Source organism: Kitasatospora sp. cg17-2 (assembly GCF_054031055.1).
On record NZ_CM132923.1, the window covers coordinates 771,779 to 792,378 of the forward strand.

Sequence of the window (20,600 nt, forward strand, 5' to 3'; positions counted from 1 at the left end):
CCGCCACCGGGAGGGAGCCCGGCCGGGCGATCTGAGGGGAATGCCTTGATGACACGTACCAGCCGGACGTCCCGCAACCGCTGGCTCGCGGGCGGCGGAGTGCTGGCCGCGGCCGCCGTGATCGCCGCCACCGCCGCCCCGGCCCAGGCCCTGGCCCGGCCGGTGGCGCACGGTACCGTCCAGATCAGCACCGGGGTGAACGGCACCGCGCCCGACGGACAGTCGTTCAGCAAGGGCATCAGCGCCGACGGCCGCTACGCCCTGTTCACCTCCTGGGGCACGAACCTGGTGGGGCAGCCCTCGAAGGGCGGGCGCGACGCCTATGTGACCGATCTGCGCAACGGGCGCACCGAGCGGGTGAACCTCTCCGACGCGGACGAGCCGCTGAACGGCTTCACCGACTACGTCGCGATCAACGCCAACGGCCGTTACGTCGCCTTCGACAGCGAGGCCGAGGGCGTGGCCCCCGGCGCCCGGGTGACCGGGCGCACCGAGGTGTACCTGCGCGACCGCTGGACGGGGCGCACCGAGCTGATCAGCGGCAGCGCCGCCGGGACCGACACCGACCAGTACCACTCCTCCTACGCGCCCTCGATCAGCGCGGACGGCCGGTACGTGGCGTTCGTGTCCTCCCGGACCGACCTGGACCCGACCGTGGTGGACACCGAGCCTCCCGCCGACGGCACCGACCCGTCGCTGGCCCGGCCGTACACCTGGAAGTACAACGTCTACCTCACCGACCGGCGGACCCACACCACCCGGCTGGTCTCCAAGGACTTCAACGGCAAGCCGGGCGAGAGCCTCTCGGTGCACCCGACGATCAGCGCGGACGGCCGCACCATCGGCTTCTCCTCGCTCTCCGCGCTGCGGCCGGACCAGCAGACCCCCGAGGACCCCGCCGCCGCGGACGTGGAACTCACCCCGAGCGCCGCCGAGGCCGCGCGCCGGATCACCCCGCCGGGGGCGGCGCAGTCGCTCGCCTCCCACCCGACAGCGGCCGTCTACTACGTCTACGACGTGCCCACCGGGAGGCTCACCCCCGTGAGCGTGGGCACCGACGGCACGCTGGGCTACTCCAGCTTCGAGGCGACGATCAGCCCCGACGGGCGGCGCGCGATCTACACCCTGCCCGAGCCCGGCGGCTCGACCAGCGGTCACCGCTACCACACGGTGCTCCACGTCCGGGACCTGCGGACGGGCACCGTGACCAAGGTCAGTGGCGGCCTGCCAGGCACCAGCTCGATCGGCTCCTCGGACCACGGCTCGATCACCGCCGACAACCGCTGGCTCTACTTCGAGTCCGCCGCCGACAACCTGGTGGCCGGCCCGCAGCACCCGGACTGGGACGTCTACCGCCAGGACCTGCGCACCGGCCGCACCGAGCGGGTCTCCACCGCCGCCGACGGCTCGCTCGGCAACGGCTCGTCGCGGGAGCCCTTCGTGGACGCCGCGGGCCGCACGGTGGTGTTCGGTTCGACCAGCCGCAACCTGGTGGCCGGCACCGACGCTCCGGCGGCCGAGGACTCCCAGGTCTTCACCACGTCCGTCGGTCGCCACCGGGGCGACCACGACGACCGGGACGGGAACGAGAACGGCTGACGGACCGGGAGGGGCTGTCAGTACGGGCCCGACCGGCCGCTCGCGCCGGTCGGGCCCGTTTTCGTGGCGACCGCCCCGCCCCCGCCTCCCGCCCCCGACACGCCGACCGGGCGGCGGCCTGCTTTGCGATTAATAATGCCCAGTATTAATCTTGGAGCATGGCAAGGACGTCGGCGGGCCACGAGACCCGCGAGAGGCTGATCCGGGCGGCGGAGGAACTCTTCGCCACCCGCGGTGTCGAGGCCTCGCTCACCAAGGACATCGTCCGACTGGCCGGACAGAGCAACCCGTCCGCCGTGCAGTACCACTTCGGCTCCCGCGAAGGGCTGCTGGACACGATCATGGCCGCCCGGCAGGAACGCACCGAACGCGCGCTCGCGCCCGGGCTCCCCACCCTGGCGGACCAGGACCTCCCCGGGCTGCTCGACGCCCTGGTCACCGCCGAGGCCACCGAGCTGCGCACCGAGCAGGGCCGGCACTGCCTGCGGATCTCGGCCCAGATCAGCCACAGCAGCGGCGTCCGCACCCGGACCCCGCACCCCACCCTCGCGGGCGGCGGCTACTGGCGGCTGATCGAGCTGGCCGAGCAGCGGATCTCCGGCCTGCCGGAGCCGATCCGGCTGGAGCGCCTCGACCTCGTCCTCACCGTGATCGGCGCGGCACTGGCCGACCGGGCGCAGCAGTACCTCACCGGGTCCACTCCCCTGACGGACGAGGAGACCTTCCTCGCCGACCTGGTGACGATGTCCGCCGCCATGCTCTCCGCCCCCACCCCCTCCAGGAGCACGTCATGAACGACCTGACCGGCAAGACCGTCGTCATCACCGGCGGCGCCCGCGGCCTCGGCGCCGAGGCCGCGCGGCTGGCCGTCGCCGCCGGCGCCAACGTGGTGATCACCGACCTCCTGGAGGAGGACGGCCTGGCCACCGCCGCCGAGCTCGGCGAGCGGGCCCGGTTCGTACGGCACGACGTGACCTCCGAGGAGGACTGGCAGCGCGTGGTGGACCACGCGGTGGCGGAGTTCGGCGCCGTGCACGGCCTGGTCAACAACGCCGGGATCTCCACCGGGACCCTGCTCGCGGACGAGAGCGTGGCGTACTTCCGCAAGGTGCTGGACGTCAATCTGACCGGGGTGTTCATCGGGATGAAGACCGTCGTCCCGGCGATGCGCGCGGCCGGTGGCGGCTCGATCGTCAACATCTCCTCGGCGGCCGGCCTGATGGGCCTCGCCCTGACCGCCGGTTACGGCGCCTCCAAGTGGGGTGTGCGCGGCCTCAGCAAGATCGGCGCGGTCGAGCTGGGCACCGAGCGGATCCGGGTCAACTCGGTGCACCCGGGCATGACCTACACCCCGATGACGGCGGCGGTCGGCATCCGGCAGGGTGAGGGCAACTACCCCAACACCCCGATGGCCCGCGTCGGCGAGGCCCCCGAGATCGCCACCGCCGTGGTGTACCTGCTGTCCGACGACGCCTCCTACGTGACCGGCGCCGAACTCGCGGTGGACGGCGGCTGGACCACCGGGCCGACCGTCAAGTACGTCATGGGGCAGTGAGCCGAACGCTTCCCCCGGCCTCCCGCGCGTCGCGTCCCCGTCCTTGATGGGACGGGGACGCGACGCGCCGCCGCCTACCCCTACCGCACCCCGTGGAGCAGGACCGGGAGCTCGCGGTGCCCGTTGGATATCAGCGACTCGACGGGCCGGAGGTCGGCGTCCGGGGCCAGGGCGAGGTCCGGGAACCGCTCGAAGAGCATCCGCAGCGCGGTCGCCCCCTCCAGCCGGGCCAGCGGGGCGCCGAGGCAGAAGTGCGGGCCGTGGCCGAAGGCCAGGTGCTCCTTGACCGGGCGGGTGACGTCGAAGACGGCGCCGTCCTCGCCGTAGCGGGAGGGGTGGCGGCCGGCGGCGGCGTAGGAGGCCAGGATCGGGTCGCCCTTCCGCAGGACCACCCCGCCGGGCAGCTCGATGTCCTCGATGGCGAAGCGCAGCGGCAGGTGCGCCACGGGCGCGTCGCGGCGCAGCGCCTCCTCGACCACATCGCCCCAGCCGACCTTGCCGGACCGGACCAGGGCGAGCTGCTCCGGGTGGGTGAGCAGCGCGGCGATGGCGTTGTCGATCAGGTTGACGGTGGTCTCGTAGCCGGCCGAGACGACCAGCAGCAGGGTGTCGCGCAGTTCCTCCTCGGTCAGCGCCGAGGCACCGGCGGCGGCGTCCGCCCTGCCCGACCCGCCGGACCTGCCCGACCCCTCCGACCCGTCGGCCGCGTCCTCCCCGTCGCCGGTGTCGCGGGCGGCGATCAGCAGCGAGGTCATGTCGTCGGCGGGCTCCCGGCGCTTGGTGGCGATCAGCTCGTCGAGCATCGCGTAGAAGGTCGTCATGTTGGCGACGGCCTCGTCGGTGGTGCGGGTGGTGTCGAAGACCCGGTCGACGGTGGTGCGGAAGCTGTCCGTGAGCGAGTCCGGGAGTCCGAGCAGCCGGGCGACGACCTGGATCGGCAGCCGGTAGGCGAGGTGTTCGCGCAGGTCGACGGGCGTGCCCGGCGGCTTCGCGGCCAGGTCGTCCAGCAGGGTGCCGGTCAGCTGCTCGACCTGCTCGGTCATGGCGTTGATCCGGCGGACCGAGAACGCGGTGCCGACCAGCCGGCGCAGCCGCCGGTGCTCCGCGCCGTGGGCGGTGAACATGTTGCGGGCGGCCACCCAGATCGCCAGCGGCCAGGTGGGGACGACCTCGGCGAAGTCCGGCCAGTGCTGGAGGCCGTCCTTGGAGACCCGGGGGTCCTTGAGCAGTTCCTCCAGCAGCTCCGGGTCGGCCACCGCCCAGGCCCGCACCCCCAGGAGGTCGACGGGCGTCGCCGGGCCGCGCTCGAACAGTTCGGCGGTCTCGGCGTCGCGGTTGCGACCGGTCGGGTCCAGTACGAGTCGTTCCACGGGGGCTCCTTCGCTCGGGTGACGCGGGCGCGCGGCGGTCGGGCCGGGCACGGGGTCGAGCATGCCGCCGCACGCCGGTCACGTCGAGAGGGCCTGTGCCGCACGGACGTTGACGGTGCATCAGATACTCGTCGGGCCCCGTGCCGCCCGGGCGCCGGAAATCGGGTGGCGACCGAGAATCCCGACTGTTAGCCTGCCGGGGACGTTGATCTTTTTTGTGGTCCTTCCCCGGACCACTTCCCCAAGGAGACCGGACATGGTGGTGGACGACGACATCTCCGGGTGATCACCCGGAGCCGACAGGTCGCTCGCCGGTGCATCGAAGCACCGCTGCCGCGGCCCGCTCGTCGACCCCTCCTCCCCTTCGTCCGGCCCCCGGGCGGGTGTCTGCTGCCCCGCCCCGTCACTCCACGAGGTCACCGCCATGTCCGGCGCTTCCGTCGTCTGCACCAACCTGTCCTTCTCCTGGCCCGACGACACCCCCGTCGTCCAGGACCTCTCCTTCGCCGTCGGCCCCGGCCGGACCGGCCTGGTCGCCCCCAACGGCAGCGGCAAGAGCACCCTGCTCCGGCTCCTCGCCGGTGAACTGCGCCCCTCCGCCGGGTCGGTGACCGTCGACGGCGTCCTCGGCCACCTCCCGCAGACCCTCCCGCTGACCGCCGGGCTCACCGTCGCCGAGGTCCTGGGCGTCGCCGACGTGATCCGGGCCATCGACGCGGTCGAGTCCGGTGACGTCGACGAACGGCACTTCACCACCATCGGCGACGACTGGGACATCGAGGAGCGCAGCCGCGACCGGCTCGACCGCCTCGGCCTGGGCCACCTCGCCCTCGACCGCGACCTGGGCACCCTCAGCGGCGGCCAGATCGTCTCGCTGGGCCTGGCCGGCCAGTTGCTGCGGCGCCCCGACGTGCTGCTGCTCGACGAACCCACCAACAACCTCGACCGCGATGCCCGGCACCGGCTCTACGACGCGCTGGACGACTTCCACGGCTGCCTGCTGCTGGTCAGCCACGACCGCGAGCTGCTCGACCGGACGGACCGGATCGCCGAGCTGGACCGGGGCGGGCTGCACTTCTTCGGCGGCAACTTCACCGCCTACGAGGAGGCCGTCCGGGCCGGTCAGGAGGCCGCGGAGCGCACCGTCCGCAGCGCCGAGCAGGAGCTGAAGCGGGAGAAGCGGGAGCTGCAGCAGGCCCGCGAGCGGGCCGAGCGCCGACAGAGCAACGCCGCCCGCAACCTCAAGAACGCCGGGCTGCCCAAGATCTTCGCCGGCACCATGAAGCGCGGCGCGCAGGAGGCCGCCGGCCGGTCCGGCCAGGTGCACGCCGGCCGGGTCGGCGCGGCCAGGGCGCGCCTCGACGAGGCCGAGCGGGGGCTGCGCGAGGAGCAGCGGATCGTGGTGGAGCTGCCGGACACCCAGGTGCCCGCCGGCCGCACCCTGTTCCTCGGCGAGCGGCTGCGGGTCCGGCTCGGCGGGCGGGAGCTGTTCACCGAGCCCGGTGTCGACCTGACCGTCCGGGGCCCGGAGCGGATCGCGCTGACGGGGTCCAACGGCTCGGGCAAGAGCACCCTGCTGCGGCTGATCGACGGGAGCCTGGCCCCGGACGGCGGCACGGTCCGGCGGGCCGAGGGCCGGATCGCCCGGCTGTCACAGCGGCTGGACCTGCTCGATCCGGACCGCACGGTCGCCGAGAACTTCGCCGCGTCCGCCCCGGAGCGGCCGGAGGTCGAGCGGATGAACCTGCTGGCCCGGTTCCTCTTCCGGGGCGCCGGCGCCCACCTGCCGGTCGGGCTGCTGTCCGGCGGCGAGCGGCTGCGCGCCACCCTCGCGTGCGTCCTGTGCGCGGACCCGGCGCCGCACCTGCTGCTGCTGGACGAGCCGACGAACAACCTCGACCTGGTGAGCGTCGGCCGGCTGGAGAGCGCCCTGACCGCCTACCGGGGCGCGTTCGTGGTGGTCAGCCACGACGAGCGGTTCCTGGAGCGGATCGGGGTGACCCGCCGGCTGCACCTGTCCGACGGCGGGCTGCGGGAGGCGGCGGTGCCCACCTCGTCCTGACCCGGCCGCCGGTGGTCGTCCCGTCAGCGGTACCGGGGCGACCACCGGCGACGGGGGCGCCCACCGCCGACGGGGGGACCACCGCCGACGGGGCGACTACCGGCGAGTACGGCGTGGTCCGCGCGGCGGCCCGGGGACGCTGCTCCGGATCACTGCGCAACCGCGCCGAAGACCGGGAGCCGCTCATGCCGCCGTCCGATCCGCAGCCCTACCCGCCGTCCGCCCCGAAGCCCGACCCGCGGTCCACGCCGCCGTCCGGCCGCCGCGGCCCCTCCGCCGCCGCGCCACCGGCCAAGCGCTCGGGGCTGCGGCGGCTCGGCGAGTGGTGCGCCCGCCACTCGGTGCTGGTCATCGTGCTGTGGATCGTGGCGCTGGCCGCCGTCCAGACCGCGAACAAGACGGTCGGCGGCGACTACTCGGACGACTTCTCGCTGCCCGGCTCCCAGGCGCAGCAGGGCCAGCAGGTCCTCCAGGCGCACGTCCCGGCCGCGGCCGGCACCAGCTCCCAGGTGGTGCTGCACGACGCCCAGCCCCTGACCGACTTCGCCCCGCAGGTGTCCCAGGTGGTCGCCTCGCTGTCGCAGCTGCCGCACGTGCTGGGCGCGCAGAGCCCGCTGCCGCCGGCCGGGCAGCCCGCCCCGCCCGGCGGACCGCTGGCCGCGGACGGTCTGACCGGCTACATCACGGTCCGCTTCGACACCAACCCGACCCTGCTCGACCCGAGCTACCTGGACGGTGTGGACGCGGCGGTGGCCCCGCTGCGGGAGGCCGGCGTCCAGGTCGAGTACGGCGGCCCGCTGGGCGAGCTGGCGCAGCCCGAACCCGACGACCGCCTCAGCGAGGTGATCGGCTTCGCGGTGGCGATCGTCGTGCTGCTGATCGGCTTCCGCAGCGCGATCGCGGCCGGACTGCCGCTGGTGACGGCACTGTTCGCGGCGGTGGTCGGCCTCGGCGTGCTGGGGCTGATCGCGGCGCTGTCCACCTTCGCGACCGTCGCGCCCACCCTCGCCACCATGATCGGCATCGGGGTCGGCATCGACTACGCGCTCTTCCTGCTCACCCGCCATCGACAGAACCTGATGGACGGGGTGGATCCGGTCTCCTCGGCCGGACAGGCGGTGGCCACCAGCGGCCGGGCGGTACTGGTCTCGGGCTGCACCGTGATCATCGCGCTGTCCGGGCTGTCGGTGTCGGGCATCTCCTTCATGGCCAAGCTCGGGGTCGCTGCCGCGGTCACCGTGGTGTCGGCGGTCCTCGGCGCCCTCACCCTGCTGCCGGCGCTGATGGGGCTGATCGGCCGCCGGATGGACCGGATCACCGTGGGCCGCCCGATCGCCGAGAGCAACGGCGAGGACGGTGCGGAGACCGGCGTCTGGCACCGCTACGCCCGCCGGGTCGAGGGGCGCCCCTGGTGGTACCTGATCGCCGGCGTGGTCGCGCTGGGGATCCTGGCGATCCCGCTGTTCTCCATCCAGCTCGGCCACATCGGGGACGGCGCCGACTCCAGCGACTTCACCGACCGGCGCGCCTACGACCTGATGTCCGAGGCCTTCGGTCCCGGCTCCAACGGCCCGCTGACCCTCGTGGTCGACCAGAGCGCCGTCCCCGCCGAGAACCGGCCGGCCGTCCAGAGCGCCGTGCAGCAGTCCCTCACCGGCCTGCCCGGCGCGGCGAGCGTCGGCCCGCTGCAGCTCAGCCCGGACGGCGCGGTCCTGTTCAACACCGTCGTCCCCACCACCTCGCCGCAGGACCAGGCCACCACCGACCTGGTCAACCACCTGTCGGACACCGTGCTGCCGGACTCGGTCGCGGGCACCGGCGCGAAGACCTACGTCACCGGCAACACCGCCGCCCAGGTGGACTTCCTGGACATCGTGTCGAGCCGGCTGATCCTGATCATCGCGGTGGTGGTCGGACTCGCCTTCCTGATCATCCTCGCCGTCTTCCGCGGCCTGCTGGTCGCCGTCAAGGCCGCCGTGCTCAACCTGCTGTCGATCGCCGCCTCGTACGGGGTCCTGGTGGCGGTCTTCCAGTGGGGCTGGGGCGGCCCGGCGCTCGGGGTGAACGGCACGGTCCCGATCGAGAGCTACGTGCCGATGATGATGTTCGCGATCGTCTTCGGGCTGAGCATGGACTACGAGATCTTCCTGCTCTCCCGGGTGCACGAGGCCTGGCTGCGCACCGGCCGCAGCCAGGACGCCGTCGCGCACGCCCTGGAGATCACCGCCCGGGTGATCTCCTGCGCCGCGCTGATCATGGTGAGCGTCTTCGCCGCCTTCATCGTCAGCGACAACATCGTGATCAAGATGATGGGCCTCGGCCTGGCGGTCAGCGTCCTGGTGGACGCCACCATCGTCCGGCTGCTGCTCGTCCCGGCGGTGATGACCCTGCTCGGCGCCTCCGCCTGGTGGACCCCCCGCTTCCTCGACCGGATCCTCCCCCACATCGACGCCGAGGGCGAGAGCGAGCAGGTGTAGGGCGCGTCCTTCGGATCCCGGCGTCGTCCGCCCGGCGTGTTCCGAAGGACGCGTCCCCGGCCCGGCCGGCCCCGGAACCCGGAGAGAGCACTCTGGGTAGCCGCCGGTCACGCTGCGGTGAAGGGTGGGAGCACCACCTTCCACCCGTCACCTGACGGAGAGTCGCCCCGTCGACCGGAAGGCCGGTCCCGTCGCGCGTTCCCCGCCCAGCACAGAAGGCCGACCGCCCATGCCACGTACAGGCTCCCCGTCCCACCGGCGACCGCTCCCCGCGGTCCTCGCGGTCGCCATCGGCGTCGCACTCGCCTGCGGCCTGGCGGGAACCACGCCCGCCGCGGCCTCCCCACCGGCCGCCGCGGGCAGCCCGGCCCCGGCGGGGAGCCCCGGTACCGCGGGCTCGGCCCCGCCGCGGGCGGTGCGGGCGGACTGCCCGCCGGTCCCGCTGTGGGCGAACACCGGCGGCGCGACGCAGAGCCTGATCGAGTACGACACCACCGGGACCGTGCTGGCGAGCGCCCCACTGGTCCGCGACTACGGGGACATCGCCTTCGCCCCCGACGGCTCCAAGCTCTACGGCGTCAGCTTCCCCGACGCGCCCGTCCTCTACACGATCGACCCGGCCACCGGTGCGGAGACCGCGAGCGTCGCGATCACCGGCCCGCTCGCGGAACTCTCGCCCCCCGCCGCCAACGGCCTCACCGCCCGCTCCGACGGCATGCTGATCACCGGCTCGTTCGTCACCAACCTGATCTACCTGGTCGACCCCGCCACCGGGGTGAGCACCCTCGCCCCCTACGCCTTCCCCGACGGATTCGTGTCCGCCGGCGACTTCCTCACCCTCGCCGACGGCGACGTCCTCGCCTTCGCCTCCCCGGCCGGCGCCGTCGTGGGCACCCCCTCCCCGGTCTTCCGGATCCACCCGGACAACACGGTCACCCGGATCGGCACCGTCCCGCAGACCTTCGGCGCGGCCCAGTCCGGCGGCTCGGTGTACGCGTTCGCCTCGGACGGCATGATCGACCGGCTGGACAGCGTCCCGACGGCCCCGTCCACCGACCCGCTGCCCGTGACCGCCGTCTCCGCGACCGGCTCCGGGTTCTACGGTGCCACCGCCCCGCAGGACTCCAGCAGCTGCGTCACCCCCGCCTACACGATCGCCAAGGGCGCGGCGCCGGCCGGCCCTGTCGACGAGGGCGCCACCGTCACCTACACCGTGACCGTGACGAACACCGGCACGGTGGCCGCCAACGCCGACTTCACCGACGACCTGGCCGCCGTCCTCGACGACGCCACCCTCGTGCCCGGCTCCGTCAGCGCGAGCACCGGCGCCGCCTCCGTCACCGGGACCACTCTCACCTACACCGGCGTGGTCAACCCGAGCGCGACGGCGACCGTCAGCTACCAGGTCACCGTCAACACGCCCGACACCGGCGACCGGGCGCTGACCAACAGCGCCACCCCCACCGGGCAGGGCGGCAGCTGCGCCACCCAGGGCGGCTGCACCACCACCGTCGCCGTCAACGTTCCCACCCGCGGCGTCACCGTCGTCAAGTCTGCCACCGAGCAGGTCTTCACCGCCGCCGGGCAGGTCCTGCACTACGGCTACCTGGTCACCAACACCGGCTCCCAGCCGCTGACCGGCGTCACCGTCACCGACCAGGGCCCGGGCACCCCGACGGTCACCTGCCCCGACACCGTCCTCGCCGCCGGCGCCTCCACCACCTGCACCGCCCAGTACACGACCACCGCCGCCGACGTGCAGGCCGGACGGGTCGTCAACACGGCGACCGCCACCGGCAGCGCCCCCGGCGGCACCCCCGTGACCGGCACCAGCAACCAGGTCACCGTCCCCTACGGCGGCGTGACCGTCGTCAAGAAGGCCAAGGAGAAGGAGTTCTCCGCCGCCGGGGAGACCCTCCACTACACGTTCACCGTCACCAACACCGGCACCGTTCCGGTCTCCGGCGTCACCGTCACCGACCAGGGCCCCGGCACCCCGACGGTCACCTGCCCCGTCACCGTCCTCGCCCCCGGCGCCTCCACCACCTGCACCGCCCGGTACAGGACCACCGCCGCGGACGTGCACGCCGGGAAGGTCACCGACCACGCGACCGTCACCGCCACCACCCCCGACGGCACCACCGTGACCGCCACCAGTAACACCGTCACCGTCCCGACCTGCAAGCCCGGCGAACACCCCTGGACGCCCGGCCACGGCGAGGACCCGGTCTCCGTCCAGCCCGCCCACTGGGTGACCGGCCACGACGACGGCACCCAGCCGACCGCGGCGGAGGCCCCGGACCACCCCGGCGCCCTCCCCGGCGCCCTCCCCGACACCGGCACCGACGGCGCCCGCCGCGCCGCCACCGGCGCCGGCGCGCTGGTCACCCTCGGCTTCGCGGCCCTGGCCACCCGGTACGACCGCACCCGCGGCACCGGCAGGTCGTAGCGGCCCGGCCGGTACGCACGGGTGGAGGACGGGCGGCGTCAGCGCCCGTCCTCCACCCGTCCGCCGGGGACGGCGTCGTTCACGCCGACCCGGGGCAGGGCCTGCGGGTGGTTCTCGACCAGGTACCCGATCAGGTGCTCGCGCAGCCGGCAGCGGAGCTCGAACGCGTCCTCGGCGTTCGCGGCGGTGGCGAGCGCCCGGACCACGATGGTGGTGGGCGTGGTGTCGACCACCTGGAGGGCGCTGCCCTCGCCGTCCCACAGCGGCTGCCCGGACAGGAAGGCGTCGAACTCCTCGCGCAGCTTCCCGACCGGCGCGCGGTGGTCGAGGTGGAGCAGCGCCGTGCCGGTGATCCGACTGGTCCGGCGGGACCAGTTCTCGAACGGACGGCCCACGAAGTACGACATCGGCATCACGATCCGCCGCTGGTCCCAGGTCGCGATCACCACCGCCGTCAGCGTGATCTCCTCCACCGTCCCCCACTCCCCCGCCACCACGACCACGTCGCCGATCCGGGCCAGGTCCCCGAACGCCATCTGGACACCGGCGAAGACATTGCCGAGCGTGCTCTGGGCCGCCACACCCGCGACCAGGCCGACCAGTCCGGCGGAGGCCAGCAGACTCGTCCCGACCCCGCGCACCGTCGGGAAGGTCATCAGGATCGCGCCCAGCGTCGCCAGCGCCACGACCGCCTGGCAGATCCGGCCCAGCAGATCGGCCTGCGTCCTGGCCCGACCGGCCCACGCCGGGTCCCGGCGGTGCACCGCGATCCGCACCGTGCCGTTCACCAGCAGCACCACCACCCGGGCCCCCAGCCAGCCGCCGGCGGCGATCGCCAGGATCACCACCAGGTGCCGCAGCGCGTCCCGGGCGGCGGGCGGCGCGTCGATCCACGGCAGCGCGCCGAGCAGCAGCAGACACGCCGTCAGCGCCAGCAACGGCCGCCGGCACCGCGCCAGCACACGCGGCACCCCCGTCGCCCCGCCGTCGGTGGTCACCCGCCGCACCACAGCCCGCTCGGCCCGGTCCAGGCCGTACGCGAGCAGCACCGCCGCCAGGGCCGCCACCGCCAGTCGTACCGGACTCCACCCCATGTCCCGCTCTCCTGTCCACTCGCGCCGCCGGGCCCGCCGCCCGGTCCGCGGCCTCGCCTTTCCCGACCGGGCCGGACCACACCTCCCGGCGGACAGGTGGCATGGATCCGCCGGACCGGGGCACCCGAGCGGTGCAGCACCGGCACCAACGACCGAAGGGAGAAGGACACATGAGCGAGGGCGTCAACCTCTGGCAGTTCCGCGACACCTCCGGCCACACCGCCGGCACCGACCTCATCGGATTCCACGTGGAGGCCGTGGACGGCTCCGTCGGCAAGGTGGACCGCCTCTCCGAGGCGATGGGTTCGCAGTACCTGGTCGTCGACACCGGCCCCTGGATCTTCGGCCGCCTGGTCCTGCTCCCCGCCGGCACCGTCATCCGGATCGAGATCGCGGAACAGAAGGTCTACATCGACCGCACCAAGGACGACATCAAGCACAGCCCCACCCTGGGCGTCGAGGACACCGACCGCAGCCCGGACTTCCAGGACCGCTACGCCGTCTACTACGACCCGTTCTACGGCGGCCGCCGCTTCTGACCGGCCCGCCCGACGCCCGAGGATCATCGGGACGACAGCACGGCCCCGGGCCCGCACAAGGGCCCGGGGCCGCTGTCACAGCGCTGCCGCCCCGGCGCAGCTCCGGGGGCATGACCGAACGTCCGGGGTCAGCAAAAGGTCAGCAAGTTCCCGGAGGTCGGCCGTCATGGCAACCACAGGTCTCGCCGCTCACGCTCTTGCACAGCGCGTACACGATGCCACGCGGGGCAGCACGGTCGTCCGCGGGAAGCCGCCCGGGACAGCGCGGCGCCGTGACGGACGTGGCGGCAGCGGATCCGTCCGCTCCCACAAGTCGTCAGGCACACGATCATCCGATACGTGCAGCACTCTGCCGCGCAGACCTGTCAACTGCCGACCCCTGAGCCGAACTCATTCCGAAATGATCAGTCACACGCGGGATACCGTAACGATCCACAACCGTCAGCCCCCACGACAGGACGACTTCGAGGTCAGTGACGGACCTTCAGGAGGAGTTCGGCAGCTTCTGTGCGGGCGTACAGGACTGTGCGGCCGGTGCGGTGGCGGGCGGCGAGGCGGCCTCGCGCAGCGCGGTGAGGTGGTGCGACACGTTGGCCGCCGACAGGTCCAGCCGGGCGGCGAGTTCGGCGGTGGAGGCGGGGCAGTCCAGCTCGGCCAGCAACCGGGCACGGGTGCGGCCGATCACCCGGGCCAGGCCGTCCGGGACGGCGGCGCCGGAGTTCTCCCAGAGCGTGGCCACCCCGCGCGGCGGATAGAGCAGGCCGGGTTGCCAGGGCGGGTTCTGCTGCGAGTAGACACCCGGCCAGGCGAAGACGGTGGGGGCCAGCACCAGGCCGCGTTCGCCGTCCAACCGCCGCTCCACGTCCACCCGGTGGCCGATCCTCAACGTGTCGCGCTCCCAGCTCACCTGCGGGTGCAGGTCGGCGAAGAGCGCGGCCGGGCCGCCGGTCGACATCTGGCGGGCCCGGCGCAGGATCTCGCCCTCGGTGAGGCGCTGGATGCGCGGCCAGTGCGGGGCGATCGCGGCCGCCCAGTACGCCAGGACCTCGCCCGCCAGCCGGGCCAGTCCCGCCTCCGGGTCGCCGTACAACTCAGCTACCAGGGGCGGCAGTTCACCGGTGAGCCGGGAGAGGTCGCGGCGCACCGCGGCCGGATCGGTGGCGGCCAGCGCGGCCACCGCCTGTTCGATGGTCGGCGAGGTGTCGACCGGGACCGGGGTGAGGAAGTCCGGCACGTACACCGTGGGCAGCCGGACCAGCTGGGAGAGCAGCGACCAGTCGACCCCGGCCAGCCGCTGCCTCGCCTGCCGCACCCAGGGCAGGTGGACAGCGTGTCGACCCGGCTCCTTCAGCACCTCGACGCTGGTGGCGACCTCGGCGAGCGGCGAGCAGGCGAACCTGGTCCTGGCGAGGTCCTGGGCGGAGAACTCCCAGACGAGCACGGCGGGCCCCCGGTCGGTTCAGGTCAGCTGAGGATTCGACCAGGATCGAATCCGTTTCCGACGATGATCATGTCAGTAATGCTCGTGCCATGACCACCGCAACACTCTCCCCGCTCCGCGACCGCCTCGGCCTGCCGACCACCACCGGCCGCAACCGCCTGGTCGGCGCCCACCTCATCGACAGCCTCGGCACCGGACTGGTCCTCGCCTTCACCCTGGTCTACTTCGCCCGCAGCACGGGCCTGGGCATCGCCGCGATCGGCGCCGCCGTCACCACCGCGCGGCTGCTCGCCCTGCCCACCGCGATCGGCGTCGGCCCGCTGATCGACCGGTACGGCGCCCGGGTGGTGGCGGCCGGCGGCAACGCCCTGTCCGCGGTCGCGTTCGGCGGCTACCTGCTCGCCGGGCAGCTCTGGCAGATCGTGCTGGTCTGCCTGCTCGCCCAGATCGGCCACGTCGCGTACTGGACCTCCAGCACCGGCCTGGTGGTGCTCGCCGCCGCCGAGGGAGAGCGGACCCGCTGGTTCGCGCTGGTGCAGACGCTGCGCAACACCGGGATGGGCCTGGGCGGCGCGCTGGGCGCCCTCCTCGTGGGCGACGGCGGCACCGGCGGACTGCGACTGCTGGTGGTGCTCAACGCGGCCAGCTACGTGGTCGCGACGGCACTGCTCGCCACCTGGCGACCGGGGGCCGCCCCCGCTGCCGACGCTCCTGCCGCTGCCGAGCCCGCCGCGGCACCCGGCGGCTACCTGACGGTGCTGCGCGACCGCCGGTACCTGCTCCTGGTGGCGGTCAACCTCACCTTCGTCTTCGGCTCGATGATCCTCAGCATGCTGCTCGCCGTCTACGTCACCGACGGCCTGCACCGCGAAGCCTGGCTGGCGGGCACGCTGCTGGTGCTCAACGGGCTGCAGGTGGTGCTCACCGGCAGCGTGGTGGCCGGGCGGCTGGAGCGGTTCCGCGCAACCCGGGTGATCGCCGCCGCCTCGCTCGTCAACGCCCTGGCCTTCACCCTCTTCGCCGCCGTCGCCGCCACCCCCGGCTGGGCTGTCGTCACCGGGCTCTACGCCGCGATGTTCGTCTACAACCTCGCCGAGACCATGGCCACCCCGTTCCGCGAGGAGCTCAGCGTCGCCTTCGCCGACCCGGCGCTGCGCGGCCGCTACCTCGCCGTCTACCAGCTCTCCTGGAACCTCGGCCAGGCGGTCGCCCCCGGCCTGCTCACCCTGCTCCTCAGCCGCGGCCCCGCCCTGCCCTGGCTCTTCCTGCTGCTGCTCTCACTGCTGGCGGTGCCCGGCCTGCTCAAGCTGGAGCGAATGCGCTGACGGACTGTCCACTTGGTCGGGTACCCGGGTCACGGCAACGTGACCCGGGTACCCGACTTAGACGTCGTTTTCGTCCGATGTTTCATCCTGGAATCAGCTGTTTGGTCTGCGTTGTCGGGTCACGCCAGGAGATGGTGTTCTCGCTGGTGAGGCGGCGCGCCATGAGGTCGGTCATGGCGAGGTGGATCATGGCTTCGGAGCGGGCAGGGAGGGCTTCGTAGTCGCGGGCGAGGCGGCGATGGAGCATGAGCCAGCCATAGGTCCGCTCGACCGTCCACCGCTTCGGTATCGGAGTGAATCCCCTGGTGCCGGGCTTGCGGGCGGTGATTTCCATGTCGATACCCAGAGTGGCGGCGTGCTCGACGAGGTGCTGGCGGTAGCCGCCGTCGACCCACTCCTTGCGGATGCCGGGGTGTTCGACATCGACCTTGACGCGGAGTCGGGTTCCGGCGACGGAGTCCTGCACGCTCGCTGCCGTGACCAGCACCGCGAGGAGGAGACCGAGGGTGTCGGTGACGATGCTCCGCTTCCTGCCCACGATTCTCTTTCCCGCGTCGATGCCCTGGCCGGCGGCGGGGACGCTGGTGGAGGTCTTGATGCTCCGGGCGTCGATCACGCAGGCCGACGGCTCGACGTCCCGCCCCTCCTTCTGTCGAAGCAGTTGTCCGAGCAGGCCGTTGAGCTGGGTGAACTCGCCGTGCCACCGAGCTCTTCGGCGTCCTCGACGGCGCACGCCACGAGACCTGGACCGGGGTCACCATCCCCGGCGGCACCACCTACGAGTACCAGGACCTGTGGCTGGCCCTCACCCTCCCAAACTCGATCATGCGGATGAGCGTCACCACCGCCGCACACGAACACGACATCACCCCGATGTTCGGCTGGGGCGCCATGGCCACCGTGAGCGGCGGGTCCCTCGCGTACCTCACCCTGCGCCCCGGCGAACCCGCCTCCGACGGCCGCAAGACCTACGAGACCGGCACCATCGGCCACGGCCCCGACGGCGCCGCCCTCGCCGACCTCGTCGCCGAGGAGATCCGCACCTGGAACGCCGGCTACCGCGACCGGACACTGCGCATCGAACTCCCCGACACCCCCGCCGTCCCGGACCGAGCAGCCGGCCGGTTCGTCCTGGAGCGCCCGAAACACCCCATCACCGTCTCCTGGGAGTAGCCACCGTGCACCCGACCGGACCCGTCGCCCGGCGCTTCCCGCTGGTCGCCAGGGCCCGGCCCGCGTGCCTGCCCCTGAACGCCCGTGTCGGCCGGCTCACCGAGCTGGCCGACACGGCCTCACGGCAGACCGATCCGGGCCTGGCATCCACCGTCTTCAACCAGGCGGCCCTCCTCGCCTCCGATATCGGCCTGCCCGAGTACGCCCGCGAGTTGTGCCACCGCCACGCAGACCTCTACCTGACTCGCGGCCCGCTCCCGGCGATGAGCGCCGTCGGCGGACTCGAGCCGGTCGTCAACCTCGCCCGGCTCCACATCCGCGCCGGCCACCACCAGCGCGGCCACCGACTGCTCCTCGACCTCTACCGCGCCGTCATCATCGCCACCGCCACCGTCCTCGACGGCATCACCGTTCCCGGCGAGCTGACCGAGACCGATCACCAGCGCGCCGAAGTGCGGGCGTGGCTGTGGCGGGTCATCATCGCCGACGGAACCCGCGCCCTCACCGCCGCCGGCCGCTGGAAGGACGCCCTGCGCCACATCGAGGAGCACCGCGGCATCGGCCGGCGCATCCTCGACGGCCGCCAGGTCGCCGTCCTCGCCTGCGCCACCACCGGCGACCTGCCCGGCGCGCTCGCCCTGCTGGAGGACACCGAGCCGGGCGACGCCTGGGAGGCCGAGGTCACCGCCGTGCTCACCGCACTGTGCCGCCCCGGCGACCACGACGCCGCCGACCAGGCGATCGACCACTGCCTCGTGCTCGACACAGAGGAGGGCCTCGCCGCCTTCACCACTCGCCTCACACTGACCGCCCTCGACGCCGCCGACCCGGACACCCCCTCCGCGCAAAACCTGCTGCGGCGGCTGACCAGCCGAACGAGTGAATCCGGCGACGGCTACGCACTTCGCGACCTCCTCGCCCACGAGGGCATCCGCACCCGCCTCGAACCGGACCGGTTCAGCCCGCTCGAACGGGCGCTCGCCGCCTGCGCACTGGACTCCGGCGCCCTGCCCGAGGCCCTGCGGGGCCGCCTGGAGGAGGCCCTCGACCGCGCCCGACGGGTGCTCGAAACAGCCCCGTTCGACCCAGGATCGCCCGGAGGAAACTCGCTTGAGCGACACAATCGAACAGCACCATTATCGGTCGCCACCCCGCACGCCGGGCCGCCCAACTCGACGTCTTGACAGCACACTTGCGGCGAACTTCGCTGTCGACAGCCGGTTCGGCGTGCACGGACACCACCAGCGCCCGGAGGTACCCCCTGTGGAAGGCCCGCCCATCCCGGCCCTCAGTACCCGCGCCGGGCCTCACGACCGGGTGGCCCTGCCCGCCCGCGACGCCGAGGAGCCCCTCCAGTGATCGACTTCGACACACTCACGAGCCTGGCCGCCAGCGAAGGCATCGAGCGGATCGGCGTCGGCGTCGTGGTCCGGGACACCTCACGCCGGATCCTGATGATCCGCCGATCCCCCGACGACGTCCTGCCCGGCCTGTGGGAGTACCCGGGCGGCGGCCGGGAGGACGACGAGCCCGTGGACGCCGGTGCGGTCCGCGAACTCGCGGAGGAGACCGGGATCACCGGCCTGCCGCTGGAATACGCGCGGCACCTCGACTTCACCAGCCAGTACGGCAACCGGGTACGGCAGTTCGTCTTCACCACCGTCGTGCCGGACGGCACCCCGATCGCCCTCTCCCGGGACCACGACGACCACCAGTGGGCGAGTGCGGACGCTCTGCCTGCGACCGGCGACGGGCAGCGGGAGGTCGTCGAGTGGCTCGTGCGCCGTCTGGCCGTCCCCGGCTGGCGGCCGGTCGGCGGCTACATCACCACCGTCGCCCGCCCCACGGCCTACGGCAGCTTCCTGGTCACCGACCCGCAGGGCCGCATCCTCGGCATGCGCTCGACCATCAACCCGGACGTGTGGAACTTCCCCGGCGGCAACGTCGAGCACGGCCGCACGCCGTTCGCGACCGCGCTGATCGAGGGCATGGAGGAGCTGGGCCTCGATCTCGCCGCAGAGAATCCCGAGGTCATCGCCCAGCGGCGCCTGGTGGCCGTCATCCACGAGCAGGCGGGCACGGAGTACCCGGTGCCGGTCTGCGGCTATGTCTTCGACGGTGGCGTCCTCACCCCCGAACAGCAGGCGAGGATCCACCTCGATCCGGCCGAGCACACCGAGTGGCGGTTCGAGACCGCGCACGACTGGCGCGCGCTCATGGAACCGCACCGCTACCAGCGGCTCCTGCAGGTGCTGCGCGCCCACCGCAGCGGCACGCCGCTGTACGTGGAGCGTCCGGCACCACCGAAGGACGACTTCGAAGGTGTCATGGTCCTGGTCACGGACGCCCGGGGTCGACTGCTGATGCACCACCGCGACCACAACCCGGGCATCGCGTGGCCGGGCCACTGGACGCCGATCGGAGGCTGGCGCGAGGGCCGGGAGACGGCCGAGGAGACCGCGGAGCGCGAGGTAGCCGAGGAGGCCGGGATCACCGTCTCCGGCCTACGGCCGGTACCCGACCCGCAGCACGACCTCGTACACCCGCTCACCCGCGTCCTGCACGGCGTCTGGGACGGCCCCGAGAGCGACCTGCAGCTCGGAAACGAGGGCCTGGCCGTGCGCATGGTCCCCCTCGACGAGGTACCGCTGCTCAAAGTCCCGCCCTATATGCAGCACTACCTGCCGCTACTCGCCACCGGCCGGTCTCCCGGGAGGACGGCGTGAACCCGCACGACGACCTCCGCCCCGCCGCTGCCCCGGCCTCCGGGACGGATCCGCTGACCCTGGTCGTCGGCGTCCACCTCGTCCTCACCGACGCCGACCGCGTACTGCTCGGCCGGCGCCGCAACACCGCCTACGCGAAGGGCCTGTGGCACCTGCCGGCCGGGCACATGGAGCGCGGCGAGCCGGTCACCCGCTCCATGACGCGCGAGGCCGAGGAGGAACTCGGCCTCACCATCGCCGAGCACGACCTCGCGCTCGTCCACACCCTGCACCACCTCGACGCCGACGACGGCCGCAGCCGCCTCCAGTTGTTCTTCCGCCCCACCCGCTACCACGGCCGGCTCCGCAACGCGGAGCCGCACAAGTGCGAGGAACTGCACTGGTGGCCGCTCGACTCGCTGCCGGACGACACCGTCCCCTACACCGCCCACGCGCTCACCGAGATCACCCGCGGCAACACCCTGTCCACCGTCGGGTGGGCCGCGTGAGCACCCCCGACATGCCGGCAGACGTCGACCGGCTGCTGCGCGCGACGGCCAAGGACTACAAGCACGGCAGGGGCCCGTTCCTGCTCTCGGTCTTCGCCGCGACCTCGTGGCGGGGCGAGTTGACGAACGCCGAGCCGGACAAGCACCTCGCCGTCCTGTGGATGGACACCTCCGCGCTGCCCACCACGATGTTCCCCACCTCGCACGTCGCCCTCACCGCCTACCTCGCCGGCGACGGGCGGGGGTTCTCCACCTACGGCTGGGACGCCTCGGAGGACCTGCGCGCCCTGGTCGGGGCATGA

At 73.0% G+C, this 20,600-nt stretch carries 16 protein-coding genes and 1 pseudogene; 13 read left to right on the forward strand and 4 right to left on the reverse strand.

Translation table 11 applies throughout. The annotated features are described in order from the left end of the window. Positions 1-48 precede the first annotated feature (48 nt). The 3 genes from ACW14Y_RS03120 (at position 49) to ACW14Y_RS03130 (ending at position 3,154) form a co-directional block, all read left to right on the forward strand. Positions 49-1,599, forward strand: coding sequence for a TolB-like translocation protein (locus ACW14Y_RS03120; RefSeq protein WP_402723745.1), 1,551 nt, complete (start codon positions 49-51; stop codon positions 1,597-1,599). Positions 1,600-1,757: 158 nt separating this feature from the next. After that, a complete protein-coding gene (locus ACW14Y_RS03125; protein ID WP_380441172.1) occupies positions 1,758-2,393 on the forward strand; it encodes a TetR/AcrR family transcriptional regulator in 636 nt (211 codons plus the stop codon). Further along, positions 2,390-3,154, forward strand: a complete 765-nt coding sequence (locus tag ACW14Y_RS03130) for a glucose 1-dehydrogenase (protein ID WP_456985775.1) — start codon at positions 2,390-2,392, stop codon at positions 3,152-3,154. The genes ACW14Y_RS03125 and ACW14Y_RS03130 overlap by 4 nt, the downstream gene beginning before the upstream one ends. 80 nt (positions 3,155-3,234) lie before the next feature. Here the strand turns inward: ACW14Y_RS03130 and ACW14Y_RS03135 are convergent, their stop codons facing one another. Beyond that, entirely contained in the window at positions 3,235-4,524 is a 1,290-nt protein-coding gene (locus ACW14Y_RS03135) for a cytochrome P450 family protein (RefSeq protein WP_456985776.1), read from the reverse strand. A gap of 424 nt (positions 4,525-4,948) precedes the next feature. On the opposite strand from ACW14Y_RS03135, the gene ACW14Y_RS03140 reads away from it, so the two are divergent. From ACW14Y_RS03140 to ACW14Y_RS03150, 3 genes are all read left to right on the forward strand, one after another. Beyond that, entirely contained in the window at positions 4,949-6,586 is a 1,638-nt protein-coding gene (locus tag ACW14Y_RS03140) for an ABC-F family ATP-binding cassette domain-containing protein (RefSeq protein ID WP_456985777.1), read from the forward strand. Between the two features lie 185 nt (positions 6,587-6,771). Continuing rightward, complete coding sequence (locus ACW14Y_RS03145; RefSeq protein WP_456985778.1) at positions 6,772-9,063, forward strand: MMPL family transporter; 2,292 nt, start codon at positions 6,772-6,774, stop codon at positions 9,061-9,063. 229 nt (positions 9,064-9,292) lie between these two features. Further along, entirely contained in the window at positions 9,293-11,512 is a 2,220-nt protein-coding gene (locus ACW14Y_RS03150) for a DUF7507 domain-containing protein (protein WP_456985779.1), read from the forward strand. A 38-nt stretch (positions 11,513-11,550) separates the two neighbouring features. Here ACW14Y_RS03150 and ACW14Y_RS03155 read toward each other — a convergent pair whose 3' ends face one another. Next, entirely contained in the window at positions 11,551-12,606 is a 1,056-nt protein-coding gene (locus ACW14Y_RS03155; RefSeq protein ID WP_402723749.1) for a mechanosensitive ion channel family protein, read from the reverse strand. A gap of 170 nt (positions 12,607-12,776) precedes the next feature. Between ACW14Y_RS03155 and ACW14Y_RS03160 the strand changes: the two genes are divergently transcribed. After that, on the forward strand, positions 12,777-13,145 hold the full coding sequence (locus ACW14Y_RS03160; protein WP_380309689.1) for a PRC-barrel domain containing protein: 369 nt from the start codon (positions 12,777-12,779) through the stop codon (positions 13,143-13,145). A 484-nt stretch (positions 13,146-13,629) separates the two neighbouring features. On the opposite strand, the gene ACW14Y_RS03165 is transcribed toward ACW14Y_RS03160, so the two are convergent. Further along, complete coding sequence (locus tag ACW14Y_RS03165; RefSeq protein ID WP_456985780.1) at positions 13,630-14,586, reverse strand: helix-turn-helix domain-containing protein; 957 nt, start codon at positions 14,584-14,586, stop codon at positions 13,630-13,632. A gap of 89 nt (positions 14,587-14,675) precedes the next feature. On the opposite strand from ACW14Y_RS03165, the gene ACW14Y_RS03170 reads away from it, so the two are divergent. Then, positions 14,676-15,911 (forward strand): MFS transporter, encoded by a 1,236-nt coding sequence (locus tag ACW14Y_RS03170; RefSeq protein WP_456985781.1) that lies wholly within the window; start codon positions 14,676-14,678, stop codon positions 15,909-15,911. A gap of 82 nt (positions 15,912-15,993) precedes the next feature. On the opposite strand, the pseudogene ACW14Y_RS03175 reads toward ACW14Y_RS03170, so the two are convergent. Next, positions 15,994-16,620, reverse strand: a pseudogene (locus ACW14Y_RS03175) (transposase); the annotation flags it as partial. A gap of 122 nt (positions 16,621-16,742) precedes the next feature. Here ACW14Y_RS03175 and ACW14Y_RS03180 point away from each other — a divergent pair. The 5 genes from ACW14Y_RS03180 to ACW14Y_RS03200 all read left to right on the forward strand — a co-directional run bounded on the left by ACW14Y_RS03180 (position 16,743) and on the right by ACW14Y_RS03200 (position 20,600). Beyond that, positions 16,743-17,084, forward strand: coding sequence for a hypothetical protein (locus tag ACW14Y_RS03180; RefSeq protein ID WP_456985782.1), 342 nt, complete (start codon positions 16,743-16,745; stop codon positions 17,082-17,084). 5 nt (positions 17,085-17,089) lie between these two features. After that, positions 17,090-18,268 carry a hypothetical protein gene (locus ACW14Y_RS03185; protein WP_456985783.1) on the forward strand — a complete coding sequence of 393 codons (1,179 nt, stop codon included), beginning with the start codon at positions 17,090-17,092 and terminating at the stop codon, positions 18,266-18,268. A 171-nt stretch (positions 18,269-18,439) separates the two neighbouring features. Then, positions 18,440-19,810, forward strand: coding sequence for an NUDIX domain-containing protein (locus ACW14Y_RS03190; protein WP_456985784.1), 1,371 nt, complete (start codon positions 18,440-18,442; stop codon positions 19,808-19,810). Then, positions 19,807-20,298 carry an NUDIX hydrolase gene (locus ACW14Y_RS03195; protein WP_456985785.1) on the forward strand — a complete coding sequence of 164 codons (492 nt, stop codon included), beginning with the start codon at positions 19,807-19,809 and terminating at the stop codon, positions 20,296-20,298. The genes ACW14Y_RS03190 and ACW14Y_RS03195 overlap by 4 nt, the downstream gene beginning before the upstream one ends. Further along, a complete protein-coding gene (locus ACW14Y_RS03200; RefSeq protein WP_456985786.1) occupies positions 20,295-20,600 on the forward strand; it encodes a hypothetical protein in 306 nt (101 codons plus the stop codon). Before ACW14Y_RS03195 ends, ACW14Y_RS03200 begins: the two co-directional genes overlap by 4 nt.